Source organism: Pseudomonas sp. B16(2017) (genome assembly GCF_002113205.1).
Lineage (GTDB): Bacteria > Pseudomonadota > Gammaproteobacteria > Pseudomonadales > Pseudomonadaceae > Aquipseudomonas > Aquipseudomonas pharyngis.
The window spans coordinates 240746-261462 of the sequence record NZ_NEKA01000008.1 but is presented as its reverse complement, the minus strand read 5'-3'; the positions used below and the strand labels follow the sequence as shown (position 1 = coordinate 261462).

Here is a 20717-nt window from a genome sequence, read left to right as displayed (position 1 = left end):
ATGCCGCAGATCCAGTCCCAGCTCGACTCGCACAGCGAAGCCTTCGCCCGCAACCGCGCAGCGATGCTCGCCGCCATCGAGCAAGTCCAGCAGCTCGAACAGAACCTGCTGAACAAGGCTGCCGAGGCCAAACCGAAATTCGACAAACGCGGACAATTGCTGCCCCGTGAACGTCTGAATCTGTTGCTCGACCCCGGCGCGCCATTCCTCGAACTGGCGAGCCTGGCCGGCTACAAACTGCACGACGACAAGGACGGCAGTTCGGCCGGTGGCGGCTTGATCGCCGGCATCGGTTACGTGTCCGGCGTGCGCGCCTTGATCGTGGCGAACAACAGCGCGATCAAGGGCGGAACGATTTCCCCGTCAGGCCTGAAAAAATCCCTGCGCCTGCAACAGATCGCCCAGGAAAACAAACTGCCGGTCATCACCCTCGCCGAAAGCGGCGGCGCCAACCTCAATTACGCGGCGGAAATTTTCGTCGAAGGCGCACGCAGCTTTGCCAATCAGGCGCGGATGTCGGCCATGGGTTTGCCGCAGATCACCGTGGTGCACGGTTCGGCCACCGCTGGCGGTGCCTATCAGCCGGGGCTGTCGGATTATGTGGTGGTGGTGCGCGGCAAGGCCAAGCTGTTTCTCGCCGGTCCCCCATTGCTTAAAGCGGCGACCGGTGAAGTCGCCACCGACGAAGAACTGGGCGGCGCCGAGATGCACGCGCAAGTCGCCGGCACCGCGGAATACCTGGCCGAAAACGATGCCGACGGCATACGTCAGGTGCGAGAAATCGTCAGCCTGCTGAACTGGAACGAGCAACTGCCGTGGCTGCCTGAGCCGCCATTCAAGGAGCCGTTGTACCCCATCGACGAACTGCTCGGGCTGATCCCGGACGACCCGAAAAAACCCTACGACGTGCGCGAAATCATTGCGCGGATCGCCGATGAGTCGCGCTTTCTGGAGTTCAAGGGCGAGTTCGATCAGCAGACCGTCTGTGGCCACCTGAAGATTCAGGGTCGCGCCTGCGGCTTCATCGGCAACAACGGCCCGATCACGCCCAATGGTGCGAGCAAGGCGGCGCAGTTCATTCAGCTCTGCGACCAGAGCCAAACGCCGCTGCTGTTTTTCCACAACACCACCGGGTTCATGGTCGGCACCGAATCGGAACAGCACGGCGTGATCAAGCACGGTTCGAAACTGATCCAGGCCGTGGCCAATGCGCGGGTGCCGAAACTGACGATCGTGGTCGGTGGCTCCTACGGCGCGGGCAACTATGCGATGTGCGGACGCGGGCTCGATCCGCGCTTCATCTTCGCCTGGCCCAACAGCCGCACGGCGGTGATGGGCGGCGCCCAGGCCGGCAAGGTGCTGCGCATCGTCACTGAAGCCAAGCAGCTCAAGGACGGTCTGGTGCCCGATCCGAAAATGCTCGACATGCTGGAGCAGGTCACCGCGCAGAAACTCGACAGCCAGTCCACCGCCCTCTACGGCAGCGCCAACCTGTGGGACGACGGGCTGATCGATCCACGCGACACCCGCACCCTGCTCGGTTACCTGCTGGACATCTGCCACGAAGCCGACATCCGCACGTTGCAACCCAACAGCTTCGGCGTCAGCCGGTTCTGATCGCCACGGATTAAAGGAGAACAATAACAATGATCTTCACCCCGGAACACGAAGCACTGCGCCGTACCGTCCGCCAGTTCGTCGAGCACGAGATCAACCCCCACGTCGATGAATGGGAAAAGGCCGGGCGCTTTCCGATCCACGAGATTTTCCGCAAGGCCGGCGATCTCGGTCTGCTGGGGATTTCCAAACCGGAAAAATTCGGCGGCATGGGCCTGGATTACAGCTATTCGATCGTCGCCGCCGAAGAGTTCGGCACCATCCACTGCGGCGGCATTCCAATGTCGATCGGCGTGCAAACCGACATGTGTACTCCCGCCCTCGCCCGTTTCGGCTCCGATGAACTGCGCGAAGAATTCCTGCGTCCGGCGATCACCGGCGAGCAGGTCGGCTGCATCGGCGTCTCGGAAGTCGGCGCCGGCTCCGATGTCGCCGGGCTCAAGACCACAGCGCGCAAGGATGGCGACGACTATGTGATCAACGGCAGCAAAATGTGGATCACCAACTCGCCGAGCGCCGACTTCATCTGCCTGCTGGCCAACACCTCGGACGACAAACCGCACATCAACAAATCGCTGATCATGGTGCCGATGAACACGCCGGGCATCAGCCTCAGTTCGCACCTGGACAAGCTCGGCATGCGCAGTTCGGAAACCGCCCAGGTGTTTTTCGACAACGTGCGCGTGCCCCAGCGCAATCGCATCGGCCATGAAGGCGCCGGGTTCATGATGCAGATGCTGCAGTTCCAGGAGGAACGTCTGTTCGGCGCGGCCAACATGATCAAGGGCCTGGAATACTGCGTCGACAGCACCATCGAGTACTGCAAGGAACGCAAAACCTTCGGCAATGCGCTGATCGACAATCAGGTGATCCACTTCCGCCTCGCCGAACTACAGACCGAAATCGAATGCCTGCGGGCGCTGGTCTATCAGGCCACCGAGCAATACGTGAAAGGCCAGGACGTCACCCGACTGGCCTCGATGGCCAAGCTCAAGGCCGGGCGCCTCGGCCGCGAAGTCAGCGACAGTTGCCTGCAATACTGGGGCGGCATGGGCTTCATGTGGGACAACCCGGTAGCCCGCGCCTACCGCGACGTGCGGCTGGTGTCGATTGGCGGCGGCGCCGACGAAATCATGCTGGGGATCATCTGCAAACTGATGGGCATCCTGCCGGGGAAAAAGAAATGAGCGCCCTGCCCAATTGCCAGACGCTGATGCTGGAGCGGCACAACGGCGTGTTGCACATCACCCTCAATCGCCCGAACAGCCGCAACGCCATGAGCCTGCAAATGGTCGCCGAGTTGCGCGCCGTGCTGGCCAGCGTGTGCGATGACCGCAGCGTCCGCGCACTGGTGCTCAGCGGTGCCGGCGGGCATTTCTGCGCCGGCGGTGACATCAAGGACATGGCCAACGCCCGCGCTAAGGGCAGTGATGCCTATCGCGAATTGAACCGAGTCTTCGGATCGTTGCTGGAAGAAGCGCAGCACGCACCGCAAGTGCTGATCACCGTGCTGCAAGGCGCGGTGCTCGGGGGTGGCTTCGGGCTGGCCTGTGTCAGCGATATCGCGATAGCCGATCACCAGGCGCAATTCGGTTTGCCGGAAACCAGCCTCGGCCTGCTGCCGGCGCAGATCGCGCCGTTTGTGGTGCAGCGCATCGGCCTGACCGAGACCCGACGCCTGGCCCTGACCGCCGCCCGTTTCGACGGCCATCAGGCCCGGCGTCTGGGGCTGGTGCATTTTGTCGAGCAGGACCCGCAGGCGCTCGCCGAGCGGCTGGATGAAGTGCTCGATCATGTCTTGTGTTGCGCCCCGGAAGCGAATGCCGTGACGAAAAAACTGCTGCTGGCCAGCGCCGGCCAACCGTCGAGTGAATTGCTGGACGAAGCCGCGCAGTGGTTCAACGCCGCGGTGACCGGTGCCGAAGGCATCGAAGGCACGATGGCGTTTGTGCAAAAGCGCAAACCGAGGTGGGCCCCTTAAAAACATCGCGGGCAAGCCCGCTCCCACAGTTTTTGTGAGCAACACTGAATCCTGTGGGAGCGAACCTGCTCGCGATGAGGCCCTTCAATCCATCGCCAACATTCAGGAAAACCACCATGCCCGCCCTCCACAAAATCCTGATCGCCAACCGCGGTGAAATCGCCTGCCGCATCCAGCGCACCGCCCAGCCCCTCGGTTATCGCACCGTCGCCGTTTTCAGCGATGCCGACGCTGACGCACTGCATGTCCAAATGGCGGACGAGGCCGTGAACATCGGTCCGGCACCCGTGCAACAGTCCTACCTGAACATCCCGGCCATTCTCGACGCCGCCCGCCGCAGCGGCGCCGACGCCATCCATCCGGGCTACGGTTTTCTCTCGGAAAATGCCGATTTCGCCCGCGCCTGCAAACAGGCCGGCCTGACCTTCATCGGCCCCAGCGTCGAAGCCATCGAACTGATGGGCAGCAAACGCCAATCGAAAATCGCCATGCTCGCCGCCGGCGTCCCCTGCATCGCCGGCTATCAAGGCGCCGAGCAGGACGATGCGGCCCTGACTCGAGAAGCCGAGCGCATCGGTTACCCGCTGATGATCAAGGCCAGCGCCGGCGGTGGCGGGCGCGGCATGCGTCTGGTGCACAGCGCCGAGGAACTGCCGGCGCAATTGCGCACGGCGCGCTCCGAAGCCTTGAACGGTTTCGGCAGTGATGAACTGATCCTCGAACAGGCGTTGATCGAGCCGCGCCATGTCGAGGTGCAGCTATTCGGCGACCATCACGGCAACCTGATCTACCTCGGCGAGCGCGACTGTTCGATACAGCGTCGCCACCAGAAAGTCATCGAAGAAGCGCCGTGCCCGGTGATGACCGCAGAACTGCGCCAGGCGATGGGCGAAGCGGCACTCAAGGCAGGGCGTGCGGTGAACTACGTGGGTGCCGGCACCGTGGAATTTCTCCTCGACGCCAGCGGCCAGTTCTACTTTCTGGAGATGAACACCCGGTTGCAGGTCGAGCACCCGGTGACTGAACTGATTACCGGGCTGGACCTTGTGGCGTGGCAACTGTCGGTCGCCGAGGGCCAACCACTGCCGCTGACCCAGGCGCAGGTGAAACTCGATGGCCACGCGATGGAAGTGCGTCTCTACGCCGAAGATCCGGCCCAGGGTTTTCTGCCGCAGACCGGGCGTGTCGAAGCCTGGGCGCCGGCACTGGATCGCGGCGCGCGGGTCGATCACGGCCTGATCGAAGGACAGTCGATTTCACCGTTCTACGACCCGATGCTCGGCAAACTGATCGCTCATGGTGCGACCCGCGAAGAGGCACGGCGCAAACTGTTGTGTGCGGTGCAGGACAGCGTGTTGCTGGGCGTGCAGAGCAATCAGCGTTTGCTCGCCAGCCTGTTGCAGCATCCGCAGTTCATCAGCGGGGAGTTCGGCACTGGCTTCATCCCTCAACATTTCGCCGATCACGATTGCCTGCACGCCTATTCGCCCAGTGCCGAAGAGCTGGCCATCGCGGCGGTGCTGTTTTACCAATCCGCCGCGCAGCAACATCGCGCCCCGTTGTCCGGATGGCGCAACAATGTCGGTGCACCGTTGCTTTATCGCATCGGCCTCGACGCCCGCGACTGGAATGTGCAACTGCGCACCAAGCCTGACAACGCTTTTGAAGTTCAGGTTGCGGAGCACGTCATCGAACTCAAATGGGTCGAGCACACCGCCGGGGACGTGACACTGGAGATCGACGGCCTGCGCCAGCGCCATGCCTGTCGCCTGCACAACGACCAGCTCTGGCTGTTCACCCACCCCGGCAGCCTGCATCTGGTGGACCGAACTCATGCGGTGATCGACAGTCAGACCAGCGTCAGTTCCGGCACGTTGAAAGCGCCGATGGATGGCGCCATCATCGATGTGCTCGTCAGCGAAGGCAGCCCGGTCAGCAAGGGCCAGCTGCTGGTGGTGCTGGAAGCGATGAAAATGGAGCACCCGCTCAAGGCCGGCATCGACGGCGTGCTCAAGCGGGTGCAGGTCAAGGTCGGCGATCAGGTAAAAAATCGTCAGGTTCTGTTGCAGGTCGAGTAGTCGCCGCGCGCATCCGCAAGGTTTGACTACGCTCTGAATAATCAGGACGCGGAAATCAGGAACCCTGCGATGCCCCATTGGCTGGTCATAGATCTGGAAGCCACCACCGATGAGGGTGGCTGGCCGGTTACGGAAATGGAGATCATCGAGATCGGCGCGACCCTGGTGGATCGCGCGGGTCGCGAGCAGGATCACTTTCAGCGCTTCGTCAAACCGACGCGGCGCCCCTTGTTGACGCCCTTTTGCCGCGAACTCACGCACATCACCCAGGCCAACATCGACGCGGCGCAGCCGTTGAGCGAGGTCTGGCCGGCCTTCGAGCGCTGGCTCGGTCAGCACCAGACGCGCCTTGAAGGCTGGGCCAGCTGGGGCGATTACGACCGCAAGCAGTTGCTTCAGGAATGGCAGCGCCTGCAACTAGACAGCGCCCTGAGCCGGGTGCCGCACATGAACCTGAAACAGCGCTTTGCCAAGGCCCGGCGCCTCGAACGGCCTCTGGGCCTCAATGGCGCGTTGCAACTGGCGGGGATGCAATTCAGCGGTCAACAACACCGGGCGCTGGAGGATGCGCGCAATACCGCCCGATTATTGCCGTTGGTGCTGCCGCTCTAGCGCAGGTGACGGCGCCATGAGCCTTGTGCATACTGGCCGACCCTTTTTGACCCTTTTAAGCCCTTTTCGAGAGGAATCGCCCATGTTTAAAGTCAACGAGTACTTCGACGGCACCGTCAAGTCGATCGCTTTTGGCACTGCTGAAGGCCCTGCGACCATCGGCGTCATGGCCCCGGGCGAATACGAATTCGGCACCAGCCAGCGTGAAATCATGCACGTGGTTTCGGGCGCCTTGACCGTCAAACTGCCGGACAGCAGCGACTGGGAAACCTTCGCCGCCGGCAGCCAGTTCAACGTGCCCGCCAACAGCAAGTTCCAGCTGAAAGTCGCCGTCGACACCGCTTACCTGTGCGAATACCGCGGCTGAAACTCCGGTTTCCTGCTGCCATAAAAATGCCCGTGTCCAAGGACACGGGCATTTTTCGTTTCAGGGCGGGTTATTCGAGGACTTCCACCGGCATGCCAACTTCGAGTCGACCGTTGCTGTCGTTGACCAGGTTCTGGCCGAACATCGCACCGTCGGCCTGAGCACGGGTCTTCTGCAGGGTCGCCAAGGGTTCGCGGTCAGCGCTGCGCTCACCGGTCTGCGGATCGATCGTGGTGAGAATGCACCGCGAGCAGGACTTGACCACGCGGAACTCGACATCGCCGATACGAATCCGCTTCCAGCCATCCTCGGCGTAAGCATCACTGCCTTCGATCACCAGATTCGGCCGGAACCGCAGCATTTCCAAAGGTCGCCCGACTTCCTGCGACAGGTGTTGCAGCGAGGCCTCACCAATCAGCAACAGCGGGAAACCATCGGCGAATGCCACTTGGTCGTCGTCGTTGCCGTACCCGGCCTGGGTCGTCCGGGCGCGATCCAGCGGCACTTGCACCAGTCGGGTTGGCTTGCCGATGAAATCGCTGACCCAGCGGGCCGCCTCTTCACCGGCATCCGGCACACGCAGGGTGTCACGCCAGATGGTCACGCCACGCAGGTTGTCGTCGCTGCCGGGCAAGGCGACATCCATTGCCGAATGCCCCGGCGCGCTGAGCGTCAGCCCGCCGCTGGCATTCCACAACGCGGAGAGCTGGCTCATTTTCGCTTCGGCACGCTGGGTCAGGAACCGCCCGCTGGCCCCATCCACCAGCATCCAGCGTCGGTCACCCTCAAGCCCCAGTTTGTCCAGGCCGATCCCTTGCAGGACCTCACCCTTGGCGGATTTCAACGGGTAACGATAAAGCGCGCTCAGACGCAGCATGGCCAGCTCCCTGGTGGGTCAAAAACGCCACCCTATACGAGCTTTGTCAGCGAATCAAAGGCTGACGCAGGGTCAGCCTCGACCTGTAGATCAGGCCGGCACTTCGTCAAGCATCAGACGCTGGCGCACCACATCCACCAGTTTGTCCGGCTGGAACTTGGAGAGGAAATTGTCGCAGCCGACCTTTTTCACCATCGAGTCGTTGAAACTGCCGGACAGAGAAGTGTGCAACACCACGTACAGGCCACGCAGGCGCGGGTCGTTGCGGATTTCGGTGGTCAGGCGATAGCCGTCCATTTCCGGCATTTCGGCGTCGGTGAACACCATCAGCAGTTTGTCGGTCATGTTCACCCCGGTATCGGCCCAGGCCTTGAGCATGTTCAGGGCTTTCAGGCCGTCGCTGGCGATGTGCATCTTCACGCCCAACTGGCCGAGGGTGTCGCGCAATTGCGAGAGCGCCACGTTGGAGTCGTCCACCAGCAACACTTCGCGGCCACGGGCACGTTCCAGCACCGGGTCGTCCAGTTTGTCCCGGGAGACCTTGGCGTTGTACGGCACGATTTCGGCGAGGACTTTCTCGACGTCGATGATTTCCACCAGTTGATCGTCGACCTTGCTGATGGCAGTCAGGTAGTGCTGGCGACCGGCACTGGTCGGCGGCGGCAGAATGGCTTCCCAATTCATGTTGACGATGCGGTCCACGCCACCGACGAGGAACGCCTGCACCGAGCGGTTGTACTCGGTGACGATGATCGTGCTGTTCGGGCCCGGCACCAACGGTCGCATGCCGATCGCCTGGGACAGGTCGATCACCGGCAGCGTCTGGCCGCGCAGGTTGACCACACCGCAGACAAACGGGTGACGCTGGGGCATCAAAGTCAGCTTCGGCAATTGCAGGACTTCCTGCACCTTGAACACGTTGATCGCGAACAATTGGCGCCCGGCCAGTCGAAACATGAGAATTTCCAGGCGATTCTCACCCACCAGTTGCGTGCGTTGGTCTACCGTGTCGAGAATGCCGGCCATCAATGACTCCTGGGCTTGTTCTGATGAATTCACTATTGGGGGTTATCGGCTGAATCTGGCGGATCTTGATCCCGTCCAAAATCACCAACAAAAATGCCATTGGCAGGCATTGATGTCACATTAACATCATGCTTTACTGGCCCGGTGAAATCATCTGCTACATTCTTCTCGGCGCGACCCCGATTTGCGCCACAGGTTCCCGTGCCTAAGGGAATCCCCTAGGAACAATCAGGCCCAACCTGATGTTCGCGATATCCAATAGCCATTAATGTGACGCCATTCTCATTGCATGAACGGAGTCAGGCTATTGTGTGCGATCGCAGTTCAGTGGAAACACATCCTCTTGAAACCCCAGGTCTGTGCCAATGCACACCGGGGCGCGGTCTCGCGACGGTTCATGATCGTCGACACACACGGCATTCCCTCATCAGACATGACGTGGTGGAGATAAGCATGCCGAACGACCGTAGTGACTGGGCGCAGCGCTTCCCCGAATTCCTTGTCGAGGCTGAAACGCTCCTGGCCAAGTCCGAAGAATGCCTAAGCCATCTGCAGCTGATCAGCAATGACAAGGACGCCATCGACTGCATGCTCAGCACCCTCCTCAAGCTGGCGAACAAGGCCGATGCCCTGGGGCTGGAGGCGGTATCCGAATTCTCCCTGCACCTGCATGGCTTGCTCAACCAGGTGCAGGGTCACGTGGATTTGCATGCACAGGCCCTGGAAGCACTGAAGGATTGCTTCACCCTGATGGCCTGGCAACTGGAACTGATCGACCCAAGCACCGGCCAATTGGGCCTGGATGAAAGCGAACAGGTGACGCTGATCGAAGCCTTTGCCTGCCAGGTGGGGCAGACTCACTTCCAATTGCCGCTCAATGGCAAGCCGATGTCCCTCGTAACCTGGTCGGAGCGCCAAGCGTAATCGGGCATACCGTGGGCTGTTCGGGCCCGTCATTTCTCACAGACGAAAGTCGCAATTGAATAGTTCATGCCTGCCTGCGACATCCTCCAATAAATAATTACGCTTGATGAATGCTGGCTGCCTTCTGCTGATGTCAGGGTTTTCCTGTGCAAAAGTAACTTGCTGCCGCATCGATAATATCGAGTCGGATATTTCAACTTTTCCATTATGGAACTCTCGTCCAACATGGCCTGTTTCCTGACTCTTTGGACATATAGGCAAACGCGACCAACGGTATGTTAAGTGGTATTATGCAGCCCGTTAGTTGCTTCAATTAATGGCATTGTGACTTCAATGATGGGTTGCCACCGAAGTTGGCGCTCAATTATCGATCACTGAACCGTTTTGAAATCAACAACCTGAGCAAACGTTTTCCAGACAGAGACCGCCAGCCCTTCTGACGGTCTGCCCGCAGCGAACATCCATTGGCTCCATCCGCTATGTACGCCAGCCTCAAGTCGATCACCACATGGCCTCCCTCCCGAGAAAATGCCCGCAGGTTCACACTCCTGCTGTGCACGGTTTCAGCCTTGGGCAGTCTGTTGAGCTATGGCGTCTCCGCGCCGCTGTCACTCGGCCTGTTGCTGATCAACGTGGCGGCTGCCGGCTGCGTCTGGACACAACATCGCCTGTCGCGCAAATCCATCAAATTCCAGCCTCAGGAACTGGCCGACCGTTTGCTGGAAGTCCAGGAAAACGAGCGCCATCGCCTGAGCCGCGAACTGCATGACGATATCGGCCAGTTGCTGACCGCCGCCAAGCTGCAAAGCGAATGGCTCAAGCGTCGCTTGCCCGCGGATATGCAGGAACACTGTTCGGTACTTTGCGAGACGCTGGAAGAAACCCTCAACAAGGTGCGCGACGTTTCGGCCATTCTCAACCCGCGGCAACTGACCAGCCTGGGTCTGGAAGCGAGCCTGCGTGCACACCTGGTCAAGGTATTGGCCAATACTTCGGTGCACTGGAGTCTGGACTGCCAGCAGCGCCTGAATGGAATCCCCGAAGAGATGGCCGTCGCAGCCTTTCGCATCACTCAGGAAGCCGTGACCAACATCCTTCGTCACGCACAGGCCAAAAACCTGCTGATTCGCGTGCAACGCCTGCCACAGGGCTTGACCCTGCTTATCAGCGATGATGGCCTGGGCTTTTCCCCGGCGGCGAATCCCGGCCGCGAAGGACAGCGGGGCATGGCCGGGATGGCCGAGCGCATTGAGCAACTGGGCGGCACACTCAATGTGACCAGCGAGCCGGGCAAAGGCACTCAAATCGAAGCACTATTCCCCTGGGCGCCCCGGGCACTCGAGCGGGCCAGTACGAATAAGGTTATGCGTTGACTTGTAACTTACTTCTGGTGGATGACCACTCGCTGATCAGGGCCGGCGTGCGTGCCCTGGTGCTGGATATTCCCGGCTATGCAGTCATCGGCGAGGCCAATGATGGCTCGCAGCTGCTCGAGATGGTCGAGCTGCTGTCCCCCGATATCGTATTGCTGGACATTTCCATGAAAGAAACCGGCGGCCTGGAAGCCCTGCAGCGACTCAAACGAGTGCGTCCGCACGCCAAAGTGCTGATTCTTTCGATGCACACCGACCCCGCGCTGATCATGCAGGCGCTGGAGTCCGGTGCTCACGGTTATCTGCTCAAGGACACCACAGCCACCGAACTCGAACATGCGCTCGAAGCTCTGCGCAACAACGAGCGCTACTTGAGCCCCGCCATCGCCCATACCGTGATCAATCAGGCGCTGACCCGCAATCTGAAACAGCAGCCGGAAGTCGCCGAGTCGCACAACCTGACCGCACGCCAGCTGGAAATCCTGCGCCTGATCGTGCGTGGCAAGTCCACACGGGAAATCGCCAACGGCCTGGGCCTGAGCATCAAAACAGTCGAAACCCACCGCTCGCAGATCATGAAGCGCCTGCAGATCTACGATGTGGCAGGCCTGGTGCTGTTTGCCGTGCGGGAGCAGATCATCAGTCTGGACGACTGAGCCGACGAGTTGCACTCAACAGCGGCGAGCCCTTCGGCAAATGCACACGCAACGCCCCGGGGCGCGCCGCAAACCGCAAACTTTCGCCCTCCAGGGGCTCGCCGTCGAGATTGATGTAAAGCCCTTCGGCGACCTTGATTTCAACCCATGGCAAACGGGCGCGCACAAACATGTTGTCAATGCCGAAGCCGTCGCTGAGCAGATTTTTCAGGGTGCCAACCAACTCCTGCGGCGCCGGCAGGATGCTGATATCCAAGAGACCATCGTCCACCAGCGCTTCGGGGCACAACACGTGTCCGCCGCCGGCCTGACGGCCATTGCCGATCCCGAGGGCCAGCAACTCGCCCTGCCAATGGAAATCCGGCCCCTGCAACTCACCGTACGCGGCATGCAGTTCACTGAACCGCGTCAAACCGGTGAACAGATAAGCTGCGCCACCCAATACCTTTTTCAGATCTTCCGACGTGTTGGCCGTTACCTGGCTGCCGAATCCTCCGGTCGCCATGTTCAGGAAGATCTGCCCACCGACTTCACCCAGATCGATGTCGTGGGCGGGCGCTTCAAGCAACTCAAGCGCCTCGGTCGGCTCCAACGGGATACTCGCCGCGTGGGAAAAGTCGTTGGCAGTTCCCAGCGGTAAAAGCACCAGACTGGCTTTGCCCGGATGCGCCGCCAGCGCTTCGGCGATATCACGCAGGGTGCCATCCCCACCGCCGGCGATGATCTGGCGGTATCCCGCCGCCAGCGCCTCCTCCACCAACCGCTGCGCATCGCCGGCCTCCCAGGTCAGACGTACAGCCAGCTCCCAGCCTTGCTCTCGCTTGTTCTCGACAGCGGCACGAACCGCCTCGTTGAGCGCCTGCTTGCCATGCAGAATCAACAATGCCTTGCGTTCACTCATTGCGGTTACTCCCGGAATTAAATCGGTACGGAACATCTTGACCCTCAAGAGGGATAAAAAAGTCGCACTCTTTCTGATTAATTCCTGAAGCTCGCCCTCCTTGTCCTACATACCGGTACTTTTTCGTACAGAACGTAAGGAATCGGCTCAATTGACCCGGCCCGGCCATTGGTACAACGTGTGTCGGCGTTAGTGATCTTCAATTCAATTACACAAGGATGTGCATGTAATGAGTGGAAACAGTTTCAGGACTTTCGATATTTTGCATTTCGGCATTTGCCAAGAGACCCCCACTGCAGCAGGTGGACGTTTCCATGCAAAGCCATGAAGCAGGACTAGCCGTGAGTCCGGTTGCTTCTCTCTCCGAAAGTCGCGCCAGCCTCAAAGACGAATTCAAATGCAGCGCCAGAAATACCGGAGAAAACAATATGGAACCGCGTATCACCGAGCTGGAAACTCACCTCAAGTACATTCGACGCGACATGGACGAAGTCAGAGGAGACGTCAAAGCCATCAAGCACCGCCTTGCCTACTCGGCAGGTGCGACAGCGATGGTGCTCGGACTGGTGGGCTGGATTGCCAATAGCCGGTTCGACCAGCTCGTTGCACTGATCAGTCGTTGACTGGCAGAAAGGCAGGCATCGTGTAACCACTGTGCCTGCGTTTCAAATACCTGCGATCAACCGAGAAGCTCGCTGAGTGGAATGAATGGCACCAGGTCTCCTTCGACCAGGACTCCTCCCTCCCGTACCTCCACCAGCCCCTCGGCCCAGGCAGCGCTGCGCAGAACGCCCGAACTCTGGTTACGGTAGATAATCGCTTGCCCCTGCTCCAGGCGCCCTCGCAGAAATTCACGGCGGTTACCGGCATGGGGCCAGACAAATCCTGCGGGTACCGAAAACTTCAGCGGCTCGACATCCTGCACGCCCTGGCGACGTAACAGATAAGGTCGGGTCAACAAGGCGAAAGTCACCAGTGTCGAGGCAGGATTACCCGGCAATCCAATCACCGGGACACCGCGAAAATGCCCGACCGTCAATGGCTTGCCAGGTTTGATTGCCAGCTTCCAGAGTGTCAGCTCGCCTTCTTCCCTCAATGCGATTCCGAGGAAATCCGCCTCTCCGACCGATACCCCACCGGTCGACAGAATCAGGTCTACATCCTGGAGCTCCCCGAGTTTCGCACGGGTAGTGGGCAGGTCATCAGGCAGAATACCGGCATCAACCACTTCACATCCCAGGCGCTGCAACCAGCTGCACAACAGCACCCGGTTGCTGTTGTAGATCTGTCCCGGCCCCAACGTCGTGCCCGGCTCGACCAACTCGTCTCCGGTGGACAAAACCGCCACACGAACCTGTCGAACGACCTCAAGCCCTGCACAACCCAGCGATGCAGCCAGCCCCAGCTCGATCGGACCGAGCCGAGTTCCTGCGGACAAGACCAATTCACCGACGGTCGTTTCCTGGCCTTGTGGACGAATGTTCTGCCCGGCCACCATCGTTTCGATGAAACTCACGCGCTCATCGGCATGAATCTCGACGTTTTCCTGCATCTCGACACAGTCGGCCCCCGCAGGCACCGGCGCGCCGGTAAAGATCCGGGCACAGGTGCCCGGTTTCAAAGGTTCCGGTGCCTGACCGGCGAAAATCTTCTGACTGACCGGCAACGGCTCGCCGGTCCAGTCGACCAGATTCAAGGCATATCCGTCCATGGCGCTGTTCGGCCATGGCGGCAGATCCAGCGTCGAAATCAGATCCTGCGCCAGCACCCGCCCGTGAATCTGCGCCAGTGGCAAAGACTCGCACTCGACAATCCGCGAGGTTTCGGCCATTTCCAGCAAACGCACCAATGCCTCTTCAACAGGCATGAGGCTGCCGGTCTTGCCCGGCTTACCCACGGGATTCACAAGGCGCTGCCTTTTTCAAATGAGTAACGAAATTGCAAGGGCGGTGACGTGAGTCCAGTTGCTCGGCCAGGATGCCATCCCAACCGGTGCGCACTGCATTGGTCGAACCTGGCAGGCAGCAGACCAGCGTGCCATTGGCCAGTCCCGCCAGAGCTCGGGATTGCACGGTGGAGGTGCCGATGTCGGCCACCGATATCTGGCGAAACAGCTCACCAAAACCATCGACCTGTTTGTCCAGCAGGCAGGCAACGGCTTCTGGTGTACTGTCGCGACCGGTAAAACCGGTACCACCGGTAATCAGCACGACTTGCACGACGTCTTCGGCAATCCAGTGGGCGACTTGCGCACGAATCTTGTACAAGTCATCTTTGAGCAGCACTCGCTGCGCCAGATGGTGGCCGGCGGCCGTCAGACGGTCGACGAAGACCTGGCCGGAAGTATCGGTTTCCAGGGTTCGGGTGTCGCTGACCGTCAGTACCGCGATATTGAGCGGCACGAAAGGTACATCAGCCTTGGCTTTCATAGGCTCGTCCAGTTGTAGGAGAAACAGCCCGGTGTTATATCACAGCGCCCCCTTTTTTCGCCGCCCCTGCGGAGAGTTGCCATGACCTCGAACACGCCATTACCACCTTGCTCCATTCTGTTACTGGCAGGTGGGCGCGGCCAGCGCATGGACGGCAAGGACAAGGGGCTCGTGGAATGGCACGGTGAACCGTTGATCGCGCATCTTCATCGTAAAGTTCGGTCGTTGACCGATGATCTGATCATCTCCTGCAACCGCAATCGTGAACGCTATGCGCCATTTGCCGACCAGTTGGTAGGCGATGACGAGGAAGATTTTCCCGGTCCGTTGGCCGGCATTCGTGCCGGCTTGAAAGCCGCGCGCCATACCCACCTGCTGGTACTGCCCTGCGATGTCCCGCGCATCGACCTAGCGTTGCTGCACAGCATGCGTGAAGCGGCCAATCTGAATTCTGAAAAACCTTTAATGTTGCGCCATGACGATCACTGGGAACCGCTGCTTTGCGTAATCCCCGTGGCACTCCTGCCCGCCTTCGAAAACGCCTGGAACGCTGGAGAACGCAGCCCCGGCCGGGTCATGCGCAATCTTGATGCCCAGGCCCTGGTTTGCCCTGACAACGACCCACGCCTGGCCAATCTCAACACCCCTGAACTGTTGAGTTCGCACAACACTGTGTCAGACTGACAGCACTCAAGGAACTTGCACGCCTTGTATACGTCTCAAGCTCAGTAACCAAAAGAATTTCCCTTCGGAGACACACTCATGACTCAACGGACCCTCGCCACTTTCATGCTCGCACTGGGCCTCGCCACCCTCGCCGGTTGCGCCTCGCCAACAGTGATCACCTTGAATGACGGTCGCGAAATCCAGGCTGTCGACGCCCCTAAATATGATGAAGATTCGGGCTTCTACGAGTTCGAACAACTGGACGGCAAGCACACTCGCATCAACAAGGATCAGGTTCGTACTGTCAAAGAGCTTTAATTCTTCAGTTCGACACCCGATACAGAAAAGCCCGCAATATGCGGGCTTTTTCGTGTCTGACCGAAAACAATCGATAGCGGGATCACCAGTCCAGCGTGATGCGGCTCTCGAACTCGCGGGGCTGCCCCGTAACCGGATCGATGAATCGAAGGCCTTGCGCCAGAAGTTTCAGCGGATTGGCGTAGTCATCCTCAACGTCTTTGAGCACTTCGGGATAAAACGGATCATTGCAGATGCTCGCCCCCAGCGCCGTCATGTGTACTCGCAGCTGATGCTTCTTGCCGGTCACCGGATACAGGCCGTAGCGCCAGAGATCACCATTCCTTTCACGCACCTCCACCGCCGTTTCGGTGTTACTTGCACCCGCCCCCTCCTTCATGCGGAAGAAAGGTTCGCCATCGACGAGACGACTTTTGTGTACCAACGGAAAGTCCAGCCCAGGTAACGCGGCCGCAATGGCTTCATAGCGTTTTTCGATCTGCCGGGTGGGGAACAGTGACTGATACGCCGAACGCGTCTGTGGGTTGGCCGAAAAAATCACCAGCCCGGCCGTGTGCCGGTCAATCCGATGCAGCGGCACCAGATGGGGATTGTTCAGGCGCCGGATCAATCGGCGAAGCAGCGTCTGTTCGACGTACTCGCCTGCCGGGGTCACCGGAAGGAAATGCGGCTTGTCGGCCACCACCAGATGATCGTCCGCATACAGAATCGACTCAACTACCGGAATCGGTTTTTCATCCGGCACTTCACGAAAGTAGTGAATGCGCAGCCCTTCCCTGTAGGGCAAATCCAGCGCGATCGGCCGCCCCTGACCATCCAGCACCCGGCCCCGGGCAATCCGATCCAGCCATTGATCGCGCCCGATGGCACTGAAATGCTCACACAGGCAGTCGAGCACTGTCCGCCAGTTGCCGGGGGGCAGATACAGCGTGCTGGCCTGATTCAGTGCGGCGGAAAACGTGGGTGTGCTGGACATACAGAGAACTCGAACCTTCAAAGCAGAGCGGCATTATCCAACACCGGGCGCAGCAGACCTAGCGCAGAATCAGGCGGGGATCGATTTGAGCGCCGCCGCCTCGGTGAATTCCTTGAGCCAGCGCAGAACATCGACGGCCTCCCAGCGGCCTGGGTCGTACAAGGCGTACAACAGTCCCTGATAACCGACCACATCCAGTTGCTTGTGATAACCGGCGCGCTGAAACAAGGCCTCGATCTCGGCAAAGCACGTATTGAAATGCAGCTTGTTGAAGGGAGTCTTGCCTTCCGTGACCAGACCGTCCAGGCGCAATTCGTGGACGGCCTCGCGCACCACGTCAACCGACATCCCGTTCACGCTGCTTTTCAACTGTTCGACATTGACCACGGTGACTCCCTCTGACATCCGGCTTGCCCTGGCGAATGCCCGAAAACGGCATGGCAGGCCAACTCAATTACTGTATGCGCATACAGTAACCGAATAACCCGAAAAGTGCCAAGTCGTGATTGAGCGAAGGTGACGAGCGCCATCAGCGCAGAAGGGAAAAGACCATTAAAGCAGGAATGCCACCACCTGATCGGCACTGAACGGCCACCCCAGTTCCGCGCCGGTATCGACCCTGCGCAAGACCGGGATCCGCAGGCTGTAAGCCTCGAACCACGACTCATCGTCAGCAATATCCACCAGTTCCACCAGCAGGCCATGCTCGACAAAAGGCATCAGTTCAGCCTCGGCGACTGCACACAAATGGCACCCCAGGGTGCCGAACAACTGGCATTCAGGAAGCATGTGCGCTCAACCCCAGAAAACGAGTGCTCATTCTAGGCCTGCTCGCAAGGCCCGTCGACCTGCCCACCGGGCACAAATCCGCTCTTCGCAAAACCCTGATGTAAATCAGCCCACAAAATCGCCATTTACGCGATGCTCCGGTGTTTTTTACCTCTACGCTTGAAGAGCCTGACCTGTTCCGGAGTGTCTTGTGTTTGCCAATCTGCTGATCATTCTGGCGTCGTCCCTGGTGATGATTGCCCTGTTCCGTCGCCTGCGCCTGCCACCTGTGCTGGGCTACCTGTGCGTGGGATTGATGGTCGGGCCGAAGGCGTTCGACTGGATCAATGAAAGCGAACACTTGCCGGATCTTGCCGAACTGGGGGTGGTGTTTCTGCTGTTTTCCCTGGGGCTGGAATTCTCCCTGTCGAAAATGATTGCCCTGCGCAAGGTGGTTTTCCGCTTGGGCAGCCAGCAGGTGCTGATAACCACCCTGCTGCTTGGGAGCGTGCTGATGCTCCTGGGCATGCCCGCCACACCGGCCTTGCTGCTGGGCGCCGGCCTGTCGTTGTCATCCACGGCAATTGTGACCAAGGAACTGGGCAGTCTCGGCGAAATCTTCAGCAGCCATGGTCAGAACGCGGTAGGAGTCCTGTTGTTCCAGGACGTGGTGGCCGTATTGCTGCTGACGCTGGTGCCGGTGTTCGCCGGCAGCAGTGATCAGGCCTGGTACTGGGCGTTGCCCCTGACTTTGCTGAAGACCGTGTTGCTGTTTTTCGGTTTGTTGCTGGCCAGCCGCTGGCTGCTTCCCCGCCTGTTTCAGGAAGTCGCGGCGTCCCGCTCGGCGGAGCTGTTCGTACTGCTGGCACTGGTAATTGTGCTGCTGACGGCCTGGCTGACCCACCTGCTGGGCCTGTCCCCGGCCCTCGGCGCGTTCCTCGCGGGCATGCTGCTGGGCGAGAGCCATTACCGACATCAGATCGAGGCCGATATCCGGCCGTTTCGCGACATTCTGCTGGGATTGTTTTTCGTCAGCATCGGCATGCTGATCGACCTGCAACTGTTCGCCAGTCACAGCCTGCTGATTATCGGGATGATCCTGGGTTTAATGGTGATCAAAGGCCTGGTGGTGGCGCTGCTGGTGAAATGGCGCGGCAGCGACAGTGAAACGGCCTGGCGCAGCGGCCTCGCCCTCGCCCAGGGCGGTGAATTCTGCTTCGCCCTGATGGCACAGATGCAGCAAACCCGGTTGCTCCCCGCCGAACTCGGCGCGCTGCTGCTCGCCGCCACCTTCTGCTCGATGCTGCTGACGCCCCTGCTGTTACGCGCCGCACCGCGCATCGCCGCCGCCCTGCACCGCAAACCCAACCAGGAAGCGCAGATCGAGGAAATCAGCGCCCTCAATGCGGGGTTCGACGGACATGTGGTGATTTGTGGCTACGGCCGTGTCGGTCAGTCGATCGGGCGTTTCATGCGCAATGCCGGGCAAACCTACGTCGCGCTGGACAACGATCCAGTGCGGATCCAGGAAGCCGCCACCGCCGAGCGCGACGTCCACTACGGCGATTCAACCCGCGGCGATCTGTTGACCGCCGTCGGTTTGCTCCGCGCCAGGTTGCTGGTGATTGCTGTGGATCAAGCCGACGTGGCTCTGCGGGTTCTCAAGGAGGCAAGACGCCTCAACCCGACAGTGCCGATCCTGGTGCGCACCCGGGACGACAGCCAGTCGGCCGAGCTGAAAGCAGCCGGCGCCAGTGAAGTGGTGCCGGAACTGCTGGAGTCGAGCCTGATGCTCGGTTCCCATGCCTTGATCCTGCTCGGATTTCCTGCACACCGGGTGCAGGAGAAAGTCGATCAGGTGCGCATCGATCGTTATCGCCTGCTTCACGGTTTTTACCCCGGAGCTGACGATGAGGAGACCTAGTCCTGGCTCACCGCGCCGATCTTGTGCAACGACAGGTCGGCGCCGTAGTACTCCTGTTCCTGGCTCAGGCGCAGACCATGCAGCGCCTTGATCGAGCCATAGACGGCGAAACCGCCGATCAGCGCCACCGCCACACCGAGGGCAGTGCCGATCAACTGGCTGATCAGGCTGACGCCACCGAGCCCGCCCAACGCGGTCGACCCGAAGATCCCGCAGGCAATGCCGCCCCACACGCCACACAGACCGTGCAACGGCCAGACACCCAGCACGTCGTCGATGCGCCATTTGACCTGCGCCGCTGTGAAGCACCAGACAAACAGGGCACCGGCAACCGCGCCGGTTACCAGCGCACCGACCGGATGCATCAGGTCGGAACCGGCGCACACCGCCACCAACCCCGCCAACGGGCCGTTGTGCAGGAAGCCAGGGTCGTTGCGACCGACGATCAGCGCCGCCACCGTTCCGCCCACCATGGCCATCAGCGAGTTGACCGCCACCAGCCCGCTGACCCCTTGCAGGGTTTGCGCGCTCATCACGTTGAAGCCAAACCAGCCGACGATCAGAATCCACGACCCCAATGCCAGAAACGGAATGCTCGACGGCGCAAACGCCACCAGATTGCCATCGCGATAGCGTCCGTTGCGCGGCCCGAGCAGCAGCACTGCCGCCAACGCCAGCCAGCCGCCCATGGCATGCACCACCACCGAACCTGCAAAGTCATGGAAGGCTGCACCGAATTGCGCGGTCAGCCAGGCTTGCACACCGTAGTTGCCGTTCCAGATCATGCCTTCGAAAAACGGGTAGATGAACGCAACGATCAGCGCCGTGGCGCACAGTTGCGGCACAAACCGCGCTCGCTCGGCGATGCCGCCGGAAATGATCGCCGGGATCGCCGCCGCAAAGGTCAGCAGGAAGAAAAACTTCACCAGTCCATAACCATGATCGGCACTGAGTACCGCCGCCGGTTGCAGGAAGGTCACTCCGTACGAAAGCCAATAGCCTATAAAGAAATAGGCCAGGGTCGACACCGCGAAGTCGCTGAGAATCTTCGACAGGGCATTCACCTGGTTTTTCTGGCGAACCGTTCCGACCTCCAGAAACGCGAAACCGGCGTGCATGGCCAGCACCATGACCGCACCGATCAGAATGAACAACGTGTTGGAACTGTGGACCAGCGTGTCCACAGCGCTTTGCAGATTTTCCATGAGGAGGCAGACCCGAGGC

22 protein-coding genes are annotated in these 20717 nt (G+C 60.2%); 13 read left to right on the top strand and 9 right to left on the bottom strand.

What is annotated here, in order from left to right:
- The 6 genes from atuC to CAG25_RS16450 all read left to right on the top strand — a co-directional run bounded on the left by atuC (position 1) and on the right by CAG25_RS16450 (position 6655).
- Positions 1 to 1617: a geranyl-CoA carboxylase subunit beta gene (atuC, locus tag CAG25_RS16475; RefSeq protein WP_085612234.1), complete on the top strand. Its 1617-nt coding sequence runs from the start codon at positions 1 to 3 to the stop codon at positions 1615 to 1617.
- Between the two features lie 29 nt (positions 1618 to 1646).
- Positions 1647 to 2804, top strand: a complete 1158-nt coding sequence (atuD, locus tag CAG25_RS16470; protein ID WP_007908685.1) for a citronellyl-CoA dehydrogenase — start codon at positions 1647 to 1649, stop codon at positions 2802 to 2804.
- A complete protein-coding gene (locus tag CAG25_RS16465; protein ID WP_085612233.1) occupies positions 2801 to 3598 on the top strand; it encodes an enoyl-CoA hydratase/isomerase family protein in 798 nt (265 codons plus the stop codon). The genes atuD and CAG25_RS16465 overlap by 4 nt, the downstream gene beginning before the upstream one ends.
- A 116-nt stretch (positions 3599 to 3714) precedes the next feature.
- Positions 3715 to 5676, top strand: a complete 1962-nt coding sequence (locus tag CAG25_RS16460) for an acetyl/propionyl/methylcrotonyl-CoA carboxylase subunit alpha (protein WP_085612232.1) — start codon at positions 3715 to 3717, stop codon at positions 5674 to 5676.
- 69 nt (positions 5677 to 5745) lie between these two features.
- Positions 5746 to 6288: an exonuclease domain-containing protein gene (locus CAG25_RS16455; protein WP_039770400.1), complete on the top strand. Its 543-nt coding sequence runs from the start codon at positions 5746 to 5748 to the stop codon at positions 6286 to 6288.
- Between the two features lie 82 nt (positions 6289 to 6370).
- Entirely contained in the window at positions 6371 to 6655 is a 285-nt protein-coding gene (locus CAG25_RS16450) for a pyrimidine/purine nucleoside phosphorylase (RefSeq protein WP_007940055.1), read from the top strand.
- A gap of 70 nt (positions 6656 to 6725) precedes the next feature.
- Here CAG25_RS16450 and CAG25_RS16445 read toward each other — a convergent pair whose 3' ends face one another.
- Complete coding sequence (locus CAG25_RS16445; RefSeq protein WP_085612231.1) at positions 6726 to 7532, bottom strand: MOSC domain-containing protein; 807 nt, start codon at positions 7530 to 7532, stop codon at positions 6726 to 6728.
- A gap of 90 nt (positions 7533 to 7622) precedes the next feature.
- Positions 7623 to 8558 carry a chemotaxis protein CheV gene (locus tag CAG25_RS16440; RefSeq protein WP_003226705.1) on the bottom strand — a complete coding sequence of 312 codons (936 nt, stop codon included), beginning with the start codon at positions 8556 to 8558 and terminating at the stop codon, positions 7623 to 7625.
- 453 nt (positions 8559 to 9011) lie between these two features.
- On the opposite strand from CAG25_RS16440, the gene CAG25_RS16435 reads away from it, so the two are divergent.
- From CAG25_RS16435 to CAG25_RS16425, 3 genes are all read left to right on the top strand, one after another.
- A complete protein-coding gene (locus CAG25_RS16435) occupies positions 9012 to 9482 on the top strand; it encodes a hypothetical protein (RefSeq protein ID WP_085612230.1) in 471 nt (156 codons plus the stop codon).
- Between the two features lie 479 nt (positions 9483 to 9961).
- Positions 9962 to 10855 carry a sensor histidine kinase gene (locus CAG25_RS16430; protein WP_085612229.1) on the top strand — a complete coding sequence of 298 codons (894 nt, stop codon included), beginning with the start codon at positions 9962 to 9964 and terminating at the stop codon, positions 10853 to 10855.
- The gene (locus CAG25_RS16425; RefSeq protein ID WP_064598266.1) at positions 10852 to 11511 is read left to right on the top strand and encodes a response regulator transcription factor; all 660 of its coding nucleotides are present in this window, start codon (positions 10852 to 10854) and stop codon (positions 11509 to 11511) included. Before CAG25_RS16430 ends, CAG25_RS16425 begins: the two co-directional genes overlap by 4 nt.
- On the opposite strand, the gene yegS is transcribed toward CAG25_RS16425, so the two are convergent.
- Positions 11495 to 12412 carry a lipid kinase YegS gene (gene yegS / locus CAG25_RS16420; protein WP_064598268.1) on the bottom strand — a complete coding sequence of 306 codons (918 nt, stop codon included), beginning with the start codon at positions 12410 to 12412 and terminating at the stop codon, positions 11495 to 11497. The two genes, CAG25_RS16425 and yegS, sit on opposite strands and share 17 nt — an antisense overlap.
- A 314-nt stretch (positions 12413 to 12726) precedes the next feature.
- Between yegS and CAG25_RS28665 the strand changes: the two genes are divergently transcribed.
- Positions 12727 to 13035: a hypothetical protein gene (locus CAG25_RS28665; RefSeq protein ID WP_172829499.1), complete on the top strand. Its 309-nt coding sequence runs from the start codon at positions 12727 to 12729 to the stop codon at positions 13033 to 13035.
- A 56-nt stretch (positions 13036 to 13091) separates the two neighbouring features.
- On the opposite strand, the gene glp is transcribed toward CAG25_RS28665, so the two are convergent.
- Both glp and moaB read right to left on the bottom strand, forming a co-directional pair.
- Positions 13092 to 14318 (bottom strand): gephyrin-like molybdotransferase Glp, encoded by a 1227-nt coding sequence (gene glp / locus CAG25_RS16410; protein WP_085612228.1) that lies wholly within the window; start codon positions 14316 to 14318, stop codon positions 13092 to 13094.
- Positions 14302 to 14841, bottom strand: a complete 540-nt coding sequence (gene moaB, locus CAG25_RS16405; protein WP_085612227.1) for a molybdenum cofactor biosynthesis protein B — start codon at positions 14839 to 14841, stop codon at positions 14302 to 14304. The genes glp and moaB overlap by 17 nt, the downstream gene beginning before the upstream one ends.
- 81 nt (positions 14842 to 14922) lie before the next feature.
- Here moaB and mobA point away from each other — a divergent pair, with 81 nt between their 5' ends.
- Together mobA and CAG25_RS16395 are read left to right on the top strand one after the other, a co-directional pair.
- A complete protein-coding gene (mobA, locus tag CAG25_RS16400) occupies positions 14923 to 15525 on the top strand; it encodes a molybdenum cofactor guanylyltransferase MobA (RefSeq protein ID WP_085612226.1) in 603 nt (200 codons plus the stop codon).
- 78 nt (positions 15526 to 15603) lie between these two features.
- Positions 15604 to 15825, top strand: a complete 222-nt coding sequence (locus CAG25_RS16395) for a YgdI/YgdR family lipoprotein (protein WP_039770418.1) — start codon at positions 15604 to 15606, stop codon at positions 15823 to 15825.
- 82 nt (positions 15826 to 15907) lie between these two features.
- On the opposite strand, the gene CAG25_RS16390 is transcribed toward CAG25_RS16395, so the two are convergent.
- The 3 genes from CAG25_RS16390 to CAG25_RS16380 form a co-directional block, all read right to left on the bottom strand.
- The gene (locus CAG25_RS16390) at positions 15908 to 16801 is read right to left on the bottom strand and encodes a pseudouridine synthase (RefSeq protein WP_085612225.1); all 894 of its coding nucleotides are present in this window, start codon (positions 16799 to 16801) and stop codon (positions 15908 to 15910) included.
- A 69-nt stretch (positions 16802 to 16870) separates the two neighbouring features.
- Positions 16871 to 17188 carry a hypothetical protein gene (locus CAG25_RS16385; RefSeq protein WP_064598282.1) on the bottom strand — a complete coding sequence of 106 codons (318 nt, stop codon included), beginning with the start codon at positions 17186 to 17188 and terminating at the stop codon, positions 16871 to 16873.
- A 165-nt stretch (positions 17189 to 17353) separates the two neighbouring features.
- Entirely contained in the window at positions 17354 to 17590 is a 237-nt protein-coding gene (locus CAG25_RS16380; protein ID WP_064598283.1) for a glutaredoxin family protein, read from the bottom strand.
- 190 nt (positions 17591 to 17780) lie between these two features.
- Here CAG25_RS16380 and CAG25_RS16375 point away from each other — a divergent pair, with 190 nt between their 5' ends.
- On the top strand, positions 17781 to 19493 hold the full coding sequence (locus tag CAG25_RS16375) for a monovalent cation:proton antiporter-2 (CPA2) family protein (RefSeq protein WP_085612224.1): 1713 nt from the start codon (positions 17781 to 17783) through the stop codon (positions 19491 to 19493).
- Here the strand turns inward: CAG25_RS16375 and CAG25_RS16370 are convergent.
- A complete protein-coding gene (locus CAG25_RS16370; protein WP_085612223.1) occupies positions 19490 to 20698 on the bottom strand; it encodes an ammonium transporter in 1209 nt (402 codons plus the stop codon). The two genes, CAG25_RS16375 and CAG25_RS16370, sit on opposite strands and share 4 nt — an antisense overlap.
- Positions 20699 to 20717 lie beyond the last annotated feature (19 nt).